This window comes from Nitrospinota bacterium, assembly GCA_027619975.1.
Lineage (GTDB): Bacteria > Nitrospinota > Nitrospinia > Nitrospinales > VA-1 > JADFGI01.
In genome coordinates this window covers 15,296-32,017 of the sequence record JAQCGX010000036.1, presented here as the reverse complement: position 1 = coordinate 32,017, position 16,722 = coordinate 15,296, and the positions used below count along the sequence as shown (strand labels likewise).

Sequence of the window (16,722 nt, the reverse complement as noted above, 5' to 3'; positions counted from 1 at the left end):
CCACCGATATAAGAAATCTTGTGCAATGTTCGATTTCCCGTAATAAACTAATTTTTAGAGGTGTCCTTAAGAGTTTCATACTATTTCACGGGGGGGAGGCAAGCACCGCATAAAAATTCCCCTCGCATTTGCGTCATAGCGAAAAGCAAACTATTTCCCGGTTCTCAAGGTTGCTGAGGTATGACGCAAATTTACAGCTAGTTAGAGTTATTTCTATCGAACGAATATACTCGAACAGAAAAGCCAAGGCAAGCGAAAGCTTGCCTTGGCTTTGGATTGCGGTCAGCTCTATTCCCCGCCTGATAAATTAAGCGTTTGTTTTTTATGTGATGAAAATCGCAGTTTGTACATTGTAAGTTTCTTTTCGCTCCAAAATCCCTTGCTCTGGAGCAAAATCTAGGGATGGTGGATTTTTTTCGGGGTCTTTGAATTACCTGTAAAACCGCTGGAAATTTTTATTGACAGGTTAAAAGGATTTAATATAATGCACTGCTCCTTATTTTCAGTTAGAACCTTTTAAGCAAGTGACAAAGGCTTTTGCTTGGTATAGGTTTTGTCGATGTGAGAGGGGCGTTATTTTTTGAGTGGTTTTCCTGGTAAATTAAATTTCTCTCAACCTTTGATAAGGTCTCTCAAAGGTTTGAAAAAGAGAATTGTTTTTTTACAAGCGAAGGTTTTATTCACAAAATCATGGAGGGAGAGCTTTAAATGAAAAAAATGGTAGCGGTTGCAATTTTGGCAGTATTCAGTTTTTTTGTAGTGAGTTCCGCGTATGCGGGAGGGCAATGTCCTCAGCCGAGGAAGACCAAAGCGGCTCCGGCCAGCACTGCGAGTGCGGATGAAACCGGTAAAGCCGATGCTGCCAATGGAGAGAAAATTTACAACAAAACCGCCAAGCCGATGGCTTGCAAAATGTGTCATGGTGATAAAGGCGATGGAGCTGGAAAGCTCGGCGCCGCTTTGACTCCGAAACCCAGAAACTTTGGCTGTGCCGATACCATGAAAGATGTATCAGCCGGACAGATGTTCTATGTCATTAAAAACGGTTCTGCTGGAACTGGCATGGTTGCCCATGGCAAAACTTTGAAAGATAATCAAATTTGGGATGTTGTGAAATACGTTCGAAGCACTTGGGTAAAGTAAGTTCTTAGATTTAAGTCACTATCAAGGGCAAACCGGGTCTTCCGGTTTGCCCTTTTTTTTGCATTTTGTTTGTAAACAGTTGTGATATAATGGCTAGCAGGTTTAATTTGGAGCGACAATCATTTCAAAAGCCTCTTGTTTAAAGTTGCGATTTTACCTATCAAATTCCTTCTTCTCTCCATTTATTTGGACTCTGGCTGTTCTGGTTTTTCTACTGAGTCCGATCCATCAGGCGGAGACGGCTGAGCTTGGAACCGAGAAAAACCCGATTCGTATGATGTTCGTCCCTTCGGGGGATGCGCAGGTTATTCTGGCGGAAGGGCGGGAAATTGCCCTGCAATTGCAGGGTTTTACGGGGTTGCATTTTACGACTTCCGTGGCCACCAGCTATGCGGCGGTCATCGAGGCCATGGGGGCGGAAAAGGTTGACATCGGCTGGCTGGCCACTTTCAGCTATGTATTGGCCAGAGATAAATATGATGTGGATTTGCTGTTAATTGTGGTTCGTTTAGGGAAACCTTTTTACCGGGGCCAGATCATGGTTCGGACGGACAGCGGCATCAATACTCTGGCGGATTTAAAAGGCAAAACCATAGCATATGTCGATCCGGCTTCCACGTCCGGACATTTGTACCCGAAAGCGCTTATGATGGCCGAGGGCCATGACCCGGATAGTTTTTTTTCCAAATCCATTTTTGCAGGTTCTCATAATGCGGTGGTACTTTCGCTATTGAAAGGCGAAGTCGATGCCGGCGCCGCCTATGATGGAGCTCGCGCGGCTGTTGCCAAGAGTTATCCAGAGGTCTTTAAAAAAATCAAGGTGATCGCTTATACCAAGGATATCCCCAATGATACGGTGACGGCCCGTAAGGGATTACCTTCAGAGTTAAAAATACGGATCAAAGAAGGATTGAAACATCTTTCCAAGACCCCGGAGGGTGGGAAGGTGTTAAAGCGTGTGTACGGAATCAGCGGACTTATGGATTTGGACGCTTTTTTTGATCCTGTTCGTGAAGCCAGCCGGCACCTGGGTTTAAATTTGAAAACCCCCAGCCGCTAGGGAAATTACCTGATGCCAGATATATTACGGGTCGAAGAGTTGGAGAAAACTTATGAAAACGGCACTCAGGCTCTGCGCAAGGTTTCTCTCAACATCGAGCCAGGAGAATTTGTTGTGATCCTGGGAAAAAGCGGGTCTGGCAAGTCCACCCTGCTGAGATGCATCAATCGACTGGTGGAGCCCACGGGCGGGAAGATTTTTTTGGGAGAGCAGGAAATTACCTCTGCACGCCCCGGGCATTTGCGCCGCCTGCGTTGCAAGATAGGCATGATCTTTCAGCATTACAATCTGGTTTCCCGGTCGTCGGTTTTAACCAATGCGTTGGCCGGTAGCCTTGGAGATCTTTCATCCTGGGCGGGGGTGGTAAATTATTTCCCCAAAGATTCTATTTTGCGAGCCAAGGGGATTTTAAAGGACCTGGGTTTGGGAGAGAAAGACGGACAGAGGGCGGATACCCTGAGTGGAGGGCAGCAACAGCGTGTGGGAATTGCACGGGCCCTGATGCAACAGCCGGATATAATTCTGGCGGATGAACCTGTTTCAAGTCTGGACCCTGCGACCTCCAGATCAATCATGAATATTTTACGGGATATCAATCAGAAGAAGGGCGTGACCATTTTGTGCAATTTACACTTGCCCGAACTCGCCAGGGAATTCGGCAGCCGGGTATTGGCTTTAAAAGCCGGTCGAGTGATCTATGACGGCGCTCCTTTGCATCTGGATCAAAAACTGGAGAGTCAACTCTATGAATCTAAGTGACTTTAATCGCTGGTCTTAAGGAAACGGTTGAATCTGGTGGTAACGCCTTCAGGTCTTTCTTGAAATGAGTTAAACTATTTTTTAAGTGGGTTGCTAAAAATTGATATTATCAGGCTTTGGCAATTGCTAACCCTTTACTTTCTAAAACGAGCTCATGAACCTACCGCAAGTACCAACCAAAATGCTCCGGTCGTTTGGCTTTATAATGGGCGGAATGCTGTCCCTGTTCACTCTGGTTTTTGCTTATAAAGAAATGCCGAAAGTGGCAGGGCCGCTGGCTTTCATCGCCTTATGCTTCATTTTATTTGCCTTGTTGGCTCCCAGGAAGCTGGAAAAAGTCCACGCCGGTTGGATGAAGTTCGGAGCTGTCGTGGGCAATTTCAATTCTAAAGTTATCCTTGGTTTTATGTTTCTGGTCTTTTTTACAATTTTCCGATTTTTTCTGATTATTTTTCGTAAAGATTTTCTGAAAAGAGATTTGGATGCTTCCAGAGAATCTTATTGGGAAAATCGTGAAACCGGGGAAATCAATGTTGAACGCTACGAAAAGCAATATTAAGGGCACCTCTAAAAATTGACTAAATGCTCCTAATCGCCAATTCAAAGAAGCGTCTTTTGTTTTAGTGGGACAGGCGACCTGCCCTTAAATTTAAGGATAGGTCGCCCGTGCCACTGATACAAGAAATCCTTGTACAATGTTCGATTTCCTGTAATAAACTAATTTTTAGAGATGCCTTTAAATCTACCGCTTATAATATTCCACCAGCAAATTTAACAGGGTGACCCTTGATGGAAAAAATTCACAAAGAAATTCTGGGATTGATGGGAAAGATTGACATCGATTGCCGGGATGAAAATGGTTTGATCGTCGTAGACCTGAAAGGCCAACTGGATATTTATAATTCCGGTGATGTGCAGAAACTGATTGAAGCTTACCGGCAAAGAGGATTCCATAAGTTCGTCGTGAACCTGGAAAACGTGACTTATCTGGACAGTTCAACCATCAGCGTTTTTATCAATTGCTTCCAGACTTTGGAGAAAGTCGAGGGTACATTTTTACTGGCAGGGCTTCAGGGAGCGCCAAAGGAAACGTTTGAAATGGCAAAACTTCATGATGTTTTTGAACTTTATCCCGACGTTGCATCCGCACTCAAAAGCCAGACCTGATCCCGCTTGGGATAAAATTTCCTTCATTTAAAATAACCCTTATTTTATTTAGGTATCCAGTTCCGTCACAGCCAATAAAACGTTTGTTCGATCTTGATTTTATGATACCGTAAAATATAGGTTTTGCATGAGTTGGGAATCGCGGATTATCATCTGGGGGCCTCAATGGGTAAAAAAAGGACTTTTGCAAAGACAAGAAATTTGATGCTGGTTTTCGCTTGTTGCCTGCACCTGTTTGTTGTTGCAGGCACCCTTCAGGCACAGCCAGAGGAGGGCCAGACCTTCCAAAACCAGAAGCAGGAAGAGGTCACCATCCCCAAAGAACCTGGTTGGAGTGACCCCTCTTACCGGGGCTGGGAGATCATGAGCATCACCGGCCTGATTTCGACCTATTATGACCTGGACCTGGACGGCAAACTGGACTACATGGTCATCCGTAAAATTTTGCAGAAGGCTACGGCAGAGAACACCGATATCGACCAGGCCATTGCCATTGCCAAACATGAGGGGATGAGCGTATACTTTTCACATCCTATTATTTACTTTACCCATAGGCATCCTTTGTTCTATTGCAAAGGAGTGGATTACAAGCGTAATTGCCAGGATATATGGGTGGATATCGCTGAGGATGGTTTGAATGGCAATGAGGAGTTATACACTTTGTCGACACCAAGTATTGGCGTTCGCTAGAAATTTTTTTAATATCTTATTCATTGTTTTTCTGTGTTTTGTTTTTTTTCAGGGGTCGGCATTTGCGGATGCACCTGTGAATGACCCAAGCAACGACACAAGCAAAGTTTATCCTCCTTCCGAGCAACAATCCCCACTCCCGACAGCGCACGAAAATCACGGTAAAGACAAGCTCACGCTTGGAGAAACCGTTTACAAGCATATGTGCGTTTTTTGCCATGGGCAGGATGGCAACGGCGGCGGCAAAGCCATGGCCTATCTTTACCCCTGGCCCAGGGATTTCCGCAAAGGCGTGTTCAAGCATCGCTCGACTCCAGCCGGTTCTCTGCCTCTGGATGAAGATATTTATCAAACCATTGTCCACGGGGTTCCGGGTACGTCCATGCCTGCCTGGGGAGATGCCCTGACCGAAGATGAAACCCGGTCTGTGGTCCAATACCTCAAACGATTTTCCAAACGATTTGCGGAGGAAAAACCCGCAGACCCTGTGGTCATCCAATCCGTTCCGCCTACCACCCCTGAAGATATAAAAAAGGGTCAAGATCTTTTTGACGAACTCCGTTGTTCCCGCTGTCACGGAACCGATCTTAAAGGGGGCGGTCCCCTTTCGGACGAGCTTTACGACATTTGGGACCACCGCGTGTTTATTTATGACCTGACCAACCCCAATACCTTCAAATTCGGATATGAAAAAAAGGATCTTTTTCTGACCTTGACGACAGGGCTCGACGGCACACCCATGAAGGCTTACAACGACCGCACGGATGAAGAACGCTGGGCCCTTGCCGCTTTTGTGCGCTCCAATATTCAGGAGGTCACCCTTCAGGACGCCAAATATGAGACCGACCTTAAAGTAAAGAAAATCGAAAATGAGATCGATCTGGACCCGGATAACCCCTTATGGGATGCGGTCCCTGTTCAAAAAGTTCACATGCTTCCGCTCAGCGCCAGAACCAATCCCGTGAATCAGATCAAATTTCAATCCGTAGTCAATGATGAGGGCATCGCCTTTCGTTTGGAATGGGAAGATGAAATTGCCGATCGGTCCTCCAGCCGGCATCAGGATTTTAAGGACGCTGTGGCCCTGGAATTTTCATTGGGAGATGTGCTGTTACACACACATGGGCATAACGAACCCTTTTTTGGCATGGGGAACCGCGGCAAGGTTGTGAACATCTGGCAATGGCGAGCCGACTGGCAGACGGAAATTGAGACCAAGGAAAAGCTTGAATACGCTACCAAAGGCATGGATATGGACACAATGATCTTTGGCGGCGAGGTCAATCCGGTGGACGCTTTAAATCCCTTCAGGGATGTTCCGGTGGAGGAGTTGAACGCCGAGGGATTTGGAACCTTGACACCTCAACCTCAAACCAAGCAGAATGTCCTTGGAAAAGGGGTCTGGAAGGATGGCAAATGGCGGGTTGTTTTTTATAGGGTCTTGGATTCTTTGAATAAATGGGATATAAAGTTTCAAAGCAAACAACCTGTGTTAATTGCCTTCGCTGTTTGGGACGGAGCGCATCAAGATAGAAATGGGCGTAAAGTGGTTTCCATGTGGCAGCGCTTTCATTTGGATCCATAGAATTTTGAGTGACAGAATCGATGGTTAAAATTTAACAACAATAGTTCTGAAATTTTTCTTCGGGTGTTTGAAAACCAGGAGACGAAAATATTTTCATTAACAGCAATAGGGAGGTGGGTCTCATGTCTGAAGACAACAGAGACAACGAGGAAGAAATCAATCGGGATGACGCAGTCGATGACTCCGATTCTCCGGAGTCGGAAGAGAGCGAAGGTGAAGAAACTGCAATGATGGAGTCCGATGAATCGGACGAGATCGATGAGTTTGAGGAAGATGAAGACCTCGATGAATTTGAGGAAGCCGAAGAAGGGGTTGAAGTTGAGGTTGGCGCCTGTATGGTCATTGGTCAGGGAGATATGTCCATCAGCCAGGCCAACCGGGGGGCGGATGATCCCGGTGACAATACCCTGGCGGAGCCGCAATTCATGGCCCGATATGGCGACTATTTCTTTGTGTCCGACCGTGGCAACCACAGGGTTCTCGTTTGGGAACAACCTCCCGAAGAAAGTGGCGAACCGGCAGGTCTGGTTCTTGGCCAGGAGGACTTCGCCGATTGTCTGGAGAACCGGGGGATGACCACCACTCTGGATGAAATGACCTCCGGTCTGGGTGATGAAAGTCTGGACGGGTTCACAATCAGCAAAGCGGAAGAGGACACCATTTCCCAGCCCGCGGGAATAGCCGTGATCGACGGAAAATTGTATGTGGTCGACAGTGGTAATCACCGTGTCATTCGTTACGCCGGGTTGCCCACGGAAGATGGCGAGACCCCCAACCTTGTTATGGGACAGGACAATCTCGATTGTAACGAGGCCAACCGGGATGGTCTGGTCGGATCGGGTTCGTTGTTTTTTCCGATGGGTCTTTGCTCGGGAGATGATCAGCATGTGTTCGTTGCCGATAAAGACAATCATCGTGTATTGGTCTGGAATAAAATCCCCTTCAACAATGGCTGGAATGCAGACTTGTGCCTGGGACAGGCTGCCATGGATGAACGCGAACCCAACCGGGGCGAGTTTGACAATGTAGGACCCGATACCCTGAGTTTTCCGACAGGGGTTTTCTACCATGCAGAAAGTGGCAAAGTGTTCGTGGTCGATCAGGGAAACCATCGCGTTCTGATCTGGAACAAACTTCCCAACGAATTGGGCCGGGCGGCGGATATCGTCATCGGACAAAAGGATTTCCACAGCCGGGAACCCAATGCGGGAAAAGGACACAGCCGAGCCAACGAGCAGGGACTTTATTTTCCGACGGATGTCGTTTTTGGCCGGGCCGGACTCTTTGTTTCCGACACGCACAATCATCGTGTTCTCTACTGGAAGGAAGTTCCCACGGAAAACGGACAGCCGGCGGATCTGGTCCTGGGGCAAAAAAACTTCAACGAGAGCGGTCCCAACCGCAACGGCAGTGTAACAGGTTCCACATTCAACGATCCCTTCGGTTTGTTGCTGGAAGAGGACCCGGAAGACGATTGGGATGACGCCGACATCGAAGAGGGTGCCGAGGGTGAAGGTGAAGCAGAAAAGCTTAAGTTCAAACTCTATGTCGCGGATCGAGGCAATGCCAGGATCGTTATATGGGATGAACTGCCACCGTCTCCTAAAGCTGCGGAAGAAGAGGAAGATATGCAATACCTCGTTCAGGATGACCCTCAAGCCCTCATAGGCGAAGATGATGAAGACGATGACTTCTGGGCAGAGGAAGAAGAGGAAGGCCAGGAGGAAGAAGGGCGGTCGAAAGAAATCCCTTCCGTCTGACGCAGGAAATAAAGTAAAAAACTCCCTCTCCCCTCAAGGGGAGAGGTTAGGTGAGGGGTGGTTTTCTATGAATTCGAACTCCCCGTAAGGAGTGGCTTGCGTCGAAAGGCGGAAGCCATTTTTTTATTGAGGCAAAAGTGATGTCAAAAATCGTGATCATTCAGGGAAGCCTGAACAAAGATTCCAAAACCGCGCTCGTGGTGGCGGAAACGGAAAAGGTGTTGCGATCCCGAAAGCTGGATTTCGAAACTCTGGATCTACGCACGTTGAACCTGCAGTTTTGCGATGGCAGGAGCCTTACGGATTACAACGAAGACATGCAGAAGGCTTATCGTCTGTTGGAATCCGCCCAGGCGTATATATTTGCTGTTCCGGTCTATTGCTGGTCGATGTCCGGCGTGGTGAAAAACTTCATCGACATCATAGCAGGCGCCTTGGAGAACAAGGTCGCAGGCATTCTCTGCAACGCCGGCGGCAACCGCTCGTTCATGTCTTCTGCAGATTTAATCAATGTGTTGTTTTACGAGTCCGGCGTGATGACCGTTCATCCCATCGTCTACACCAGCGATGGGGATTTTGCAGACGGAAAGCTTATCGCCGAAAAACCCCTCGCCAAAATCCCCATCATGCTCGATGCGTTGGAGAAGCAGGTTTTTGGGTGATATAGAAAAAAGTAATACTGCACTTTAGTTACAAAGTGAGAAAATAAAGAAACTGAGGTTAAAAATCTTCCTCATCCCCTCCCTTCATCCACACCCTCCACCTATGTTTTTATTAGCATTACTACCTTCCCTCGCCATAATCCCGTTGACTTCAATTTTGACTGGGTATATTTTTAAAGGCATACAACCGGCTTTTACTACAGTGCTCACTTGCAGAGGGTTGAACTAGCGATGAAACTCCACAAGTCTCTCCGTCGATCCACATCCGTTCTCTTTGTCAGCCTGTGGTTTTTGGGCGCCGCAGAAGCCGGGTCGAACGCCTGTCAGGATTTGGTCGCCCCCTTACACAATCAGGTCAACTCGGTGAAGGACCAGGGCGGGATGTGGTCTCTGTATGAAAAACGGCCCGGTTTGGATGGAAATTCCGGTCTCGCACTGAAAGTCGATTCTAAAATCCTTGGCCTCATGTTCACTCTGGATTACCTTTGCAAAACCCTGGAGGGAATTCCTTTTAGCGATATTGCTGAATATGTCGTCTCCAATGTGAAGGAAAAAGGCCGGGAAGGTTTCATCAAGGAGAATATGGCTCTTGGGAATACTCGGAAAGAAGTGACCGCATGGGCGGATTTTGCAGAATTTTCGATGAGTAACCGCAATCGCAAGTTGGATATTGCCCAAATTGAAAAATCAGTGCAACAGGCCTCAGGCCCCGTTGGGCTCTATGTGGATCTATTCAGGGGGAAACATTCCGATTCGGCGTTGCTCACCAAATCAAAAGCCCTCATCAAGGATACGGAACAGCTCCACAAGACCGACCCCTATCTCAAACAAGCCGATTATGAAAATTCCCAGATCCCCCATTCTTCCGTCCTGGCGAACAGTGGCGATACGATGTGATGGCGTGAACGCTCCAGGGATGTTTTTAGAATACGCTGATTCTTCATCAACATCGAAAATGTGGAAGCTCTGCCTCAATGCACTCGCTGGGCGTTAACGAAAATGAATGGCGGTGAAGGCGATGGGGAGCGGCGGTGTGTGGAAGGCTTTTTGCAGGTCCTTTTCCCGGTAGCCCAGTTTTCTGAGCGGTTTCAGGGCGGAAAAAACCTCGCTTTCCGTGACATAAGCCACCGTATCGGGAACGCCGTAAGGGCTGAGTTTTTCCACCAGGTTCGCGATCAGCTTGCGTTGTTTTTTAGGGGTGCCTTCCATGGGCGGGTACTTCATTTTATTTTTGTACGGACTTTTGTAAACCGAGTTGACCGCTTGCAGGGTCTGGATCATCAAAAGATCCCGGTCCCAGGGAGGCCTTTGGGCGACTTGCGGATGATTCTGCAGAATTTCAACGATGCTGGCGGTTTTTTCATTCAGGTGTCGGCCCACATACGAATGCTGGTATTCTTTTTCCACTTCGGAAAATCCGGCGGCCCGCCCCGCCCGTTGCAGCAAATCAAAGTTCACCATGAAGGTGTATTGTCCGCCGTAGAGATTGCAATACGGGCGTCCTTCTGTATTGAGTTCCTTGATGGAAAACATGCCGTAATCGAACGCCGTGTATCCTTGACTGTCTGGCTTTAAAAGCTGGCGCGCACGCTCCAGGGTGATGAAGGCCCCGGTGTTGATGGGCATGGGGATCTCATCCGCCCACTCGTCTATTTGGGCTGATATAGTTTCGGCATAAGGCCAGTCGCCGATGTCAACTCTCTGGAAGCTCCTTTCCCAAAAGATGGCCGCCAGGAAGGGAGGCTGTGTCTTCAGGGCTTCGAGATCTTTGTTGTTGAAACTTTCGACAAAGGATTCAAAGTCGGTGTTCAATAAGCCGGGGTCCAGATGCGGTTGCAGGTATTCTTCATACAATGTGCCTTCATGCTTTAAAAGCACCTTGGTGGCCAGATCGTCCCAGATTTCGTTGGAAATGATTTTGTCGATGCTGTTGGGTTTGAAGCAGTCGAGGCGGTCCGCATTGATCTGGACGGTGGAAAAACGCCCGTCGTGTTCCCTGAGGCGGGGATTGGCGCGAACGCCTTTCAGGATTTCCGCAGAGTAATCGCAAAGAACATAATGGGTGAAGGGGTAGACCTCGCCATGGGTATCGATTGCTTTGAGATGCGTCAGAAAGCAGGCTGAGAGATTGCCGTTACCGACCCCCCATTCCTGAATGACGCGGGGGGATTGGGGCCGTTCTTTGGCCTGCTGGAAATAATCTTCTGCCAGGGTGTGCGCGAGCCTGTAATCCAGGCTGACGTAGGTCTGGAAGTGGTTATGGATTTTCGGCCCCAGCATTCCATAAAAAATGGAATTGATGTGGGTCTGCCATTGATCCGAGGGTTTAAAATCCCCCAGCGGCAGGGAGTTTGAGGGATTTTGATTCATTGCCACGTCTCACAATCCCATGCGGAATTGAGAGGTCATTTTGGTTCTGTATCGTCTACGAGTGTTTCCATTCCAGCCGCGTTGCCGGACATGTCTCCGCCGCCGGCATATCCGCCGGTTTGGGAAACCCCGCCGGGAATATTGGAAGGATTGTTGCCCGCCGTCGGCGCTCCGTCGCCTTCTGAGACTCCCATGTTCTTCATCAATTTTTCATAGGCGCCGTAGGCTTCCTGGGAATCTTCGAACCGACCGATTTCCTTATAGCAATTATACAGATTGTACCAGGCGAGGGCATCGCTACGGTTCAATGAAACGGCCATTTTGAATTCCTTGATCGCTTTTTCCAGCCTTCCCATGGTCGCGTAAAGACTGCCCAGGTTGGTGTGTGGCAAGTTGTATTCAGGGTCCAGTTCGCTGGCTTTATTAAACGCCCCAATGGCTTCGTCGATCATATTACTGACCGAGTAGCAACTGCCCAGGTTGCAATAAGCCTGAGGGTCTTTTTCATCAATTTCCACCACACACAAAGCGGCGTTGAGGGCTTCCTCATAATGGTTGGCGTTAAAATAGGACGTGGAAAGCGCGGAACGCAGTTCCTTGTCTTCGGGACTGAACATCAATACTTTTTTCAATACCAAGATTTCTTCTTCATACATCATCTGCATATCGTAAGCGGCGGCCAGGTTCGCATATGCCGTGATATCGGTGGGGTCCAGTTTGATCGCTTTTTGGAAACTCTGGACGGCGTTGTGGAAATATTCCTGCAGCATATAGACGCCGCCAAGATTAAAGTGAATTTCCGGGTCATCGGGGCATAGCTCTGCGGCGCGATTCAATTCCCGGATGGCTTCGTCTTCATGGTTGGATAAGCTGTAAGCGGTGCCGATCAACTTGTAAGCCCGGCCATTCTGGTTGTCCTTGCTGAGGACTTTTCTCAAAACTTCGATGGCGTCATTATAGTTTCCACCATCCATATAGTAAGTGGCCAGTTCATTCAATTTTTCAGCATTGTCAGGGTCGCTTTTTAATTCTTTTCTTACCTGACGAACCTTTTTCATAATTTTGGTTTCCAGCTTGATTTGCTCCGGATCCCTGACCCCAAGTTCCTCAAAAATTTCAGGGTCGATTTTCATGGTGACCCAATCCGTAGGATTGCCTTTTGCCTCGGCCATTACGCAATTACTCCTTGTATTTTTTGACTTAATTATGGGTTCATCTGAGCGGTATGTTTAAATACTAGGGTATCCGCCGGAAGCTGTCAACCAGTGAAACTACTTATTAGTCGCCTGTTAAATTGCTCTCGACAGACTCATGTATCAGGTTCAGGCCTGGGTCATCAATTCCTCGTCTTTGGCCATATTGAGAATTTCTTCCTTGCCGAAACGGTCCAGGTAAAGGAGGAAATGCTCACGGGACAGAAAATTCCATATGTTTCGGGATGGAAAATTTTCCTGGATGACTGAGTTGAAATGCTCGTAAACATCCATAACCTCTTCCTGAGGCATGCCTGCCTGAATGTCAAAATCGAAAACGATGGCCATGTCCCGGTCCGGGTCGTGAATGATCCGGTCGATCTTGAATTTGGCCGGATTGTGATAGACGGCGGAATCTTTTTCCAGCGCAAAGGTGGACTGCCCGACGGAATGAATGATTCCTGTTCCCAATTCGCTGTTTTCCACGGTGAACTGAATGGTGTCTTCCGCTTCGTGACGCTCCTCCGTCGGGAACCCAAAAAACAAATAAAGATGATTCCATATTCCGGCGTCGGAGCTGTTTTTCAGGACCAGTTTTTCCGTGGCCTGATCGCAACCCTTGTCGATGATGGAAAGGATGCGGTCGTTGGCGCTTTCCAATCCAAAAAACAGCATGATGAATCCGGCACGGTGCATCTCTTCAAACAACTCCGGGGTTTCCACATTGCCGGACTCGAATTTGAGCATCCCCAGAGCCCGCATCTGTACGCCCTTTGAAAGGATGGCTGACGACATTCTGCGGAAGGCGCTGGGAGAGATGGCTTCATCCGAGAAGGTGAAATATTTGGTTTTGTAACGTTTGCCCAGGTAGTCAAGATCCTCCGCCACCCGCTGTTCGTTATCCTTGCGGTAGTAGGAGTCGTAAATAAAACTGTGCGTGCAGAAAGTGCACTTGCCCCAGTAACATCCGCGGCTGGCCATATACGGCAGGACAGGGTAGGGCATCAGATATTTTTCCAGCGGCAGACCGTCGAAGGTGGGTCGCGCCAGCTGTTCATAGGGCAGGGCTTTGGATTTTCCGTTGCGCTTGACGGCCCCGTTTTCCATATAGATCAGATTGGGAACCGTGCTCAGGGGTTTGTTTTCTTTCAAGTGAACGATGAGCTGGTCCAGAGGTTCCTCACCCTCGAACAAAATGATGCTGTGGAAAAACTCTTCGAAGAGGGCTTGCTTGTCTTCCATAATGTCTTGATGGCGGGCAAACACACTTCCACCGATGACGATGTGCAAATTGGGGTATTGCTTGCGTAACAGACGCGCCAACGTCAGTCCCGGTATCACTTGCCCTACATGGATGATGGATATTCCCACCAGCCCGTAATCTTCCCATGCGACCTGAGACAACAGGTGGTCCTGGTAAAGGGCGAGGTAAGGATTGCTGACAGAATCCGCTGTTGCGGACACAATGCCGGCAAGATTTTCCTCCGGGGTTCCCTGCATGAAAAATGACTCCAAATCGATTTTGCTCGGGTGATGCGCAAACGAAATGAGTTTCATGGCGATTTTCAGGGTGGTGAAGGCTTTTTTATACAGAGGGAATTGAAAAAACAATTCTTCGGTGCGCAGAACATTGGCGGCATCTTTGACTTCGGAGAAAATAGTTTCGAGGTAACCTGGGTCCGATAGAATTTGCCGGTAGACGGATTGCGCCTCCCGATCGGCAGAGGTATACGCCGGTTGCGAGAGGCGATGACGAATGATTTCAACGCAACGGGTCAAATATTCCCGTGAAAGAAAAACCTCATAGCATTCAATGTTGAAATCGAATTGATCGACAACATGTCCTTTATTTTCCAGATAGGCCTTTAATGTGGGCAATGCCAGGTAAGGCTGACTGGGAAACCACTGCGGTGGAAAAATGAGGGCTGATTTCATGGATTTTTCCTAATCAAACATACCCATCAGGGGTTTATGGAACGATTCGTTAAAGTCAGGGTATTGGTCCGTAGATGATAACCCTGCATCAAGGGCCTGTCAATCAGGGCTTTGCCAGGAGTTCCAGGTAAGTTTCCGAGGGTCGAAATTAAAGGACGCACCGATGGAAAAGACGCGTAAAATGTGGGGTTTGAATCGCTTGACACCCCATAATGGAAAGACTATACTTTTGTCCATTCCAAAACAGGATGGCAACGTATTGAATTTGAAGTTTTAAACACCCCAGCTTTAAATAGGAGGTTGGATTTTGAGCGACCAGGATACAGAAACCAAGAATGAAGAAGCAAATAAAGACGCCGCTGGCACGGAAATCAAGGATGTTGATTCTCTTGCCGATTTGAGCGAGCTTGAAAAAATTAAGCTGGAGCTCCAAAAAGAAAAAGAAAAAGCGGCAAAGGAGATTGAAGAAGGTGAAGATGAGGATGAAGATCTTCGTGAAGTCGATTACCTGCAAAAGCTGATCACTCTTACTGTGAAATTTGATCATCATGCCAGTATGTGGTTATTGCCCGCACATATTGACTGTGGTTTGAAATACAACCATCAGTTGTCGGAAAGCTATTCAATCCAGATGACCACAATACAATCTTTCCTGCGGCTCCTGGAAAATGTCGATGGCGTGACAAGGGAATTGGTGGCGAAGGATGTTATTTTAAAATTGCGAGCAACTTTGGGGCTGATTCATAAGAATCTGGTAAAGCCTTTGATTAAAGAAGTCAGCCGGATGAAAAAGAAACCCAAATCAGAAAGTCTTGATCTTTTCAAAACCAATTGGAATGAAAGGTTGGGAGAATTGCAGAAAGTTTGTGATTTTGAATATCAGATTCTTGATTGCAAAGGCTTCATGATCAGGGATTGATGCCTCAAGGGACTGCTAAAAATAGGTATTTTTTGGTTTTTACAATCGCCGATTCATTGTTTAACTGAATGGATCGTGGATTCAGTTGAATTTTTGAGTCCACGGCGTCTGGAACGGCAGGGTTATGTCCCGTATTTGTTAAATACGGGTATCATTATTGTGTTCGTGTCAGGGCATGCGATTTGTGTGAAATTCACTTTTTCCCAAAGTTTTTAGTAAATTTGGAAGCTATCCCCTGGTTTTCAATAGAGGTCTCATGAGAAGCTATTTATTCATGATTATTAAAACACGCCTTGTCGGGTTGTCTTATCCGTAGGTTCTCCAATGGGGTCTGTAAAATGGGGAGCCGGCAAATGCCCTTCCCCTCGGCACCCGGAAAAATGGATTAATTTTCAACTGTGAGGAACTATGTCAGAACAGTCACCCAAGGAAAATAATCAGCTGGCGGCACAGGACGACCTCCTTCCGAAGGATGCGATTGCGATCATGGATGGAGCGTCTCTTCCGGAAGAGCGGCCAGAGAAAATTGCTGTCGATCATTCCAAGTTATATGTCTGGGTTGCTGATTCAGGGAACGACCGGATACAGAAATTTGATGGAAACGGGAAATTCCTTTTTTCTTTCGGTCGTTCTGGTGGTACCCGCCCACCCTACTCTCCCGGAGAGTTTAAAACGCCGAATGCGGTCACCGTGGATTCCAATGGCTATATCTGGGTGGCGGATACAGGATGCCACCGGATACAGAAATTTGATGCCGATGGTGACTTCCTGCACGAATTTGGCAGCGAAGGCTGGGGGCAGGAGAAATTTTACTGGCCTGAGGGCATCATCGCAGAGGCCACAGGAACCATTCTTGTTGTCGATACTCACAATCATTGCGTCAAGCGTTACGATGATGATGGTGATTTCCTGTTGAGCTTTGGTTTCGCTGGCGATTTTGACGGGTTTCTTAAGTTTCCGACAGGGATCGCGCTGGATAAGGAAGGTAATATTTATATTGCTGACCGGGACAATCAAAGGATTCAGATTTTTAACGAAGATGGTCAGTTTTTGTCCAAATTTGGAGAGTATGGTTCTGAGCAGGGCAGGCTTAATTACCCCAGTGGGATTGAAGCCCGAAGGGATGGAACCATTCTGGTCGCTGAAAAAAGTCAAAACCGGTTGCAATTATTTTCCCGTGAGGGAGAGAGCCTGGGCGTTATCGGTGAGCACGGAAAAAGAGATGGTCAGTTCAATTGCCCTGTGTCTTTGGTCGAGGACCCCTACGGGTATGTGTTCGTTGTCGATACCATCAATCAGAGGATTCAGAAATTGGATCCAGATCTGAACTTTGTTTCCAAATGGGGGGTGGTTGGCAAGGAGCCGGGAGAATTTAAGAACCCCAACGGAATTTGCCTCTCCTGGGAACCGGATTGGGCGCCTACAGAGGAATAGGCAGGTAATTTTTGGATCAGCTCTGAAAATGAATAAGAAGCTTTG

15 protein-coding genes are annotated in these 16,722 nt (G+C 47.7%); 12 read left to right on the top strand and 3 right to left on the bottom strand.

Going from position 1 to position 16,722, the window contains the following annotated elements:
* The first annotated feature begins 708 nt into the window (after positions 1-708).
* The 10 genes from O3C58_12075 (at position 709) to O3C58_12030 (ending at position 9,723) form a co-directional block, all read left to right on the top strand.
* The gene (locus tag O3C58_12075) at positions 709-1,143 is read left to right on the top strand and encodes a cytochrome c (GenBank protein MDA0692590.1); all 435 of its coding nucleotides are present in this window, start codon (positions 709-711) and stop codon (positions 1,141-1,143) included.
* Positions 1,144-1,288: 145 nt separating this feature from the next.
* Positions 1,289-2,203, top strand: a complete 915-nt coding sequence (locus tag O3C58_12070; GenBank protein MDA0692589.1) for a phosphate/phosphite/phosphonate ABC transporter substrate-binding protein — start codon at positions 1,289-1,291, stop codon at positions 2,201-2,203.
* A 12-nt stretch (positions 2,204-2,215) separates the two neighbouring features.
* Positions 2,216-2,962 (top strand): phosphonate ABC transporter ATP-binding protein, encoded by a 747-nt coding sequence (gene phnC, locus O3C58_12065; GenBank protein MDA0692588.1) that lies wholly within the window; start codon positions 2,216-2,218, stop codon positions 2,960-2,962.
* A 154-nt stretch (positions 2,963-3,116) separates the two neighbouring features.
* Complete coding sequence (locus tag O3C58_12060; GenBank protein MDA0692587.1) at positions 3,117-3,521, top strand: SxtJ family membrane protein; 405 nt, start codon at positions 3,117-3,119, stop codon at positions 3,519-3,521.
* Positions 3,522-3,751: 230 nt separating this feature from the next.
* A complete protein-coding gene (locus tag O3C58_12055; GenBank protein MDA0692586.1) occupies positions 3,752-4,129 on the top strand; it encodes an STAS domain-containing protein in 378 nt (125 codons plus the stop codon).
* A gap of 165 nt (positions 4,130-4,294) precedes the next feature.
* Complete coding sequence (locus tag O3C58_12050) at positions 4,295-4,819, top strand: hypothetical protein (GenBank protein MDA0692585.1); 525 nt, start codon at positions 4,295-4,297, stop codon at positions 4,817-4,819.
* A 76-nt stretch (positions 4,820-4,895) separates the two neighbouring features.
* On the top strand, positions 4,896-6,404 hold the full coding sequence (locus O3C58_12045; GenBank protein ID MDA0692584.1) for an ethylbenzene dehydrogenase-related protein: 1,509 nt from the start codon (positions 4,896-4,898) through the stop codon (positions 6,402-6,404).
* Between the two features lie 122 nt (positions 6,405-6,526).
* Entirely contained in the window at positions 6,527-8,164 is a 1,638-nt protein-coding gene (locus O3C58_12040; GenBank protein MDA0692583.1) for an NHL repeat-containing protein, read from the top strand.
* A 140-nt stretch (positions 8,165-8,304) separates the two neighbouring features.
* Positions 8,305-8,826, top strand: a complete 522-nt coding sequence (locus O3C58_12035) for an NAD(P)H-dependent oxidoreductase (GenBank protein ID MDA0692582.1) — start codon at positions 8,305-8,307, stop codon at positions 8,824-8,826.
* A gap of 231 nt (positions 8,827-9,057) precedes the next feature.
* The gene (locus tag O3C58_12030) at positions 9,058-9,723 is read left to right on the top strand and encodes a hypothetical protein (protein ID MDA0692581.1); all 666 of its coding nucleotides are present in this window, start codon (positions 9,058-9,060) and stop codon (positions 9,721-9,723) included.
* 93 nt (positions 9,724-9,816) lie between these two features.
* On the opposite strand, the gene O3C58_12025 is transcribed toward O3C58_12030, so the two are convergent.
* From O3C58_12025 to O3C58_12015, 3 genes are all read right to left on the bottom strand, one after another.
* Positions 9,817-11,196 (bottom strand): hypothetical protein, encoded by a 1,380-nt coding sequence (locus O3C58_12025; GenBank protein ID MDA0692580.1) that lies wholly within the window; start codon positions 11,194-11,196, stop codon positions 9,817-9,819.
* A 35-nt stretch (positions 11,197-11,231) separates the two neighbouring features.
* Positions 11,232-12,368, bottom strand: a complete 1,137-nt coding sequence (locus O3C58_12020) for a tetratricopeptide repeat protein (GenBank protein MDA0692579.1) — start codon at positions 12,366-12,368, stop codon at positions 11,232-11,234.
* Positions 12,369-12,518: 150 nt separating this feature from the next.
* Positions 12,519-14,324: a radical SAM protein gene (locus tag O3C58_12015; protein MDA0692578.1), complete on the bottom strand. Its 1,806-nt coding sequence runs from the start codon at positions 14,322-14,324 to the stop codon at positions 12,519-12,521.
* A gap of 307 nt (positions 14,325-14,631) precedes the next feature.
* Between O3C58_12015 and O3C58_12010 the strand changes: the two genes are divergently transcribed.
* Together O3C58_12010 and O3C58_12005 are read left to right on the top strand one after the other, a co-directional pair.
* Positions 14,632-15,243: a hypothetical protein gene (locus O3C58_12010; protein MDA0692577.1), complete on the top strand. Its 612-nt coding sequence runs from the start codon at positions 14,632-14,634 to the stop codon at positions 15,241-15,243.
* A 408-nt stretch (positions 15,244-15,651) separates the two neighbouring features.
* Positions 15,652-16,677: an NHL repeat-containing protein gene (locus tag O3C58_12005; protein MDA0692576.1), complete on the top strand. Its 1,026-nt coding sequence runs from the start codon at positions 15,652-15,654 to the stop codon at positions 16,675-16,677.
* Positions 16,678-16,722: the final 45 nt, after the last annotated feature.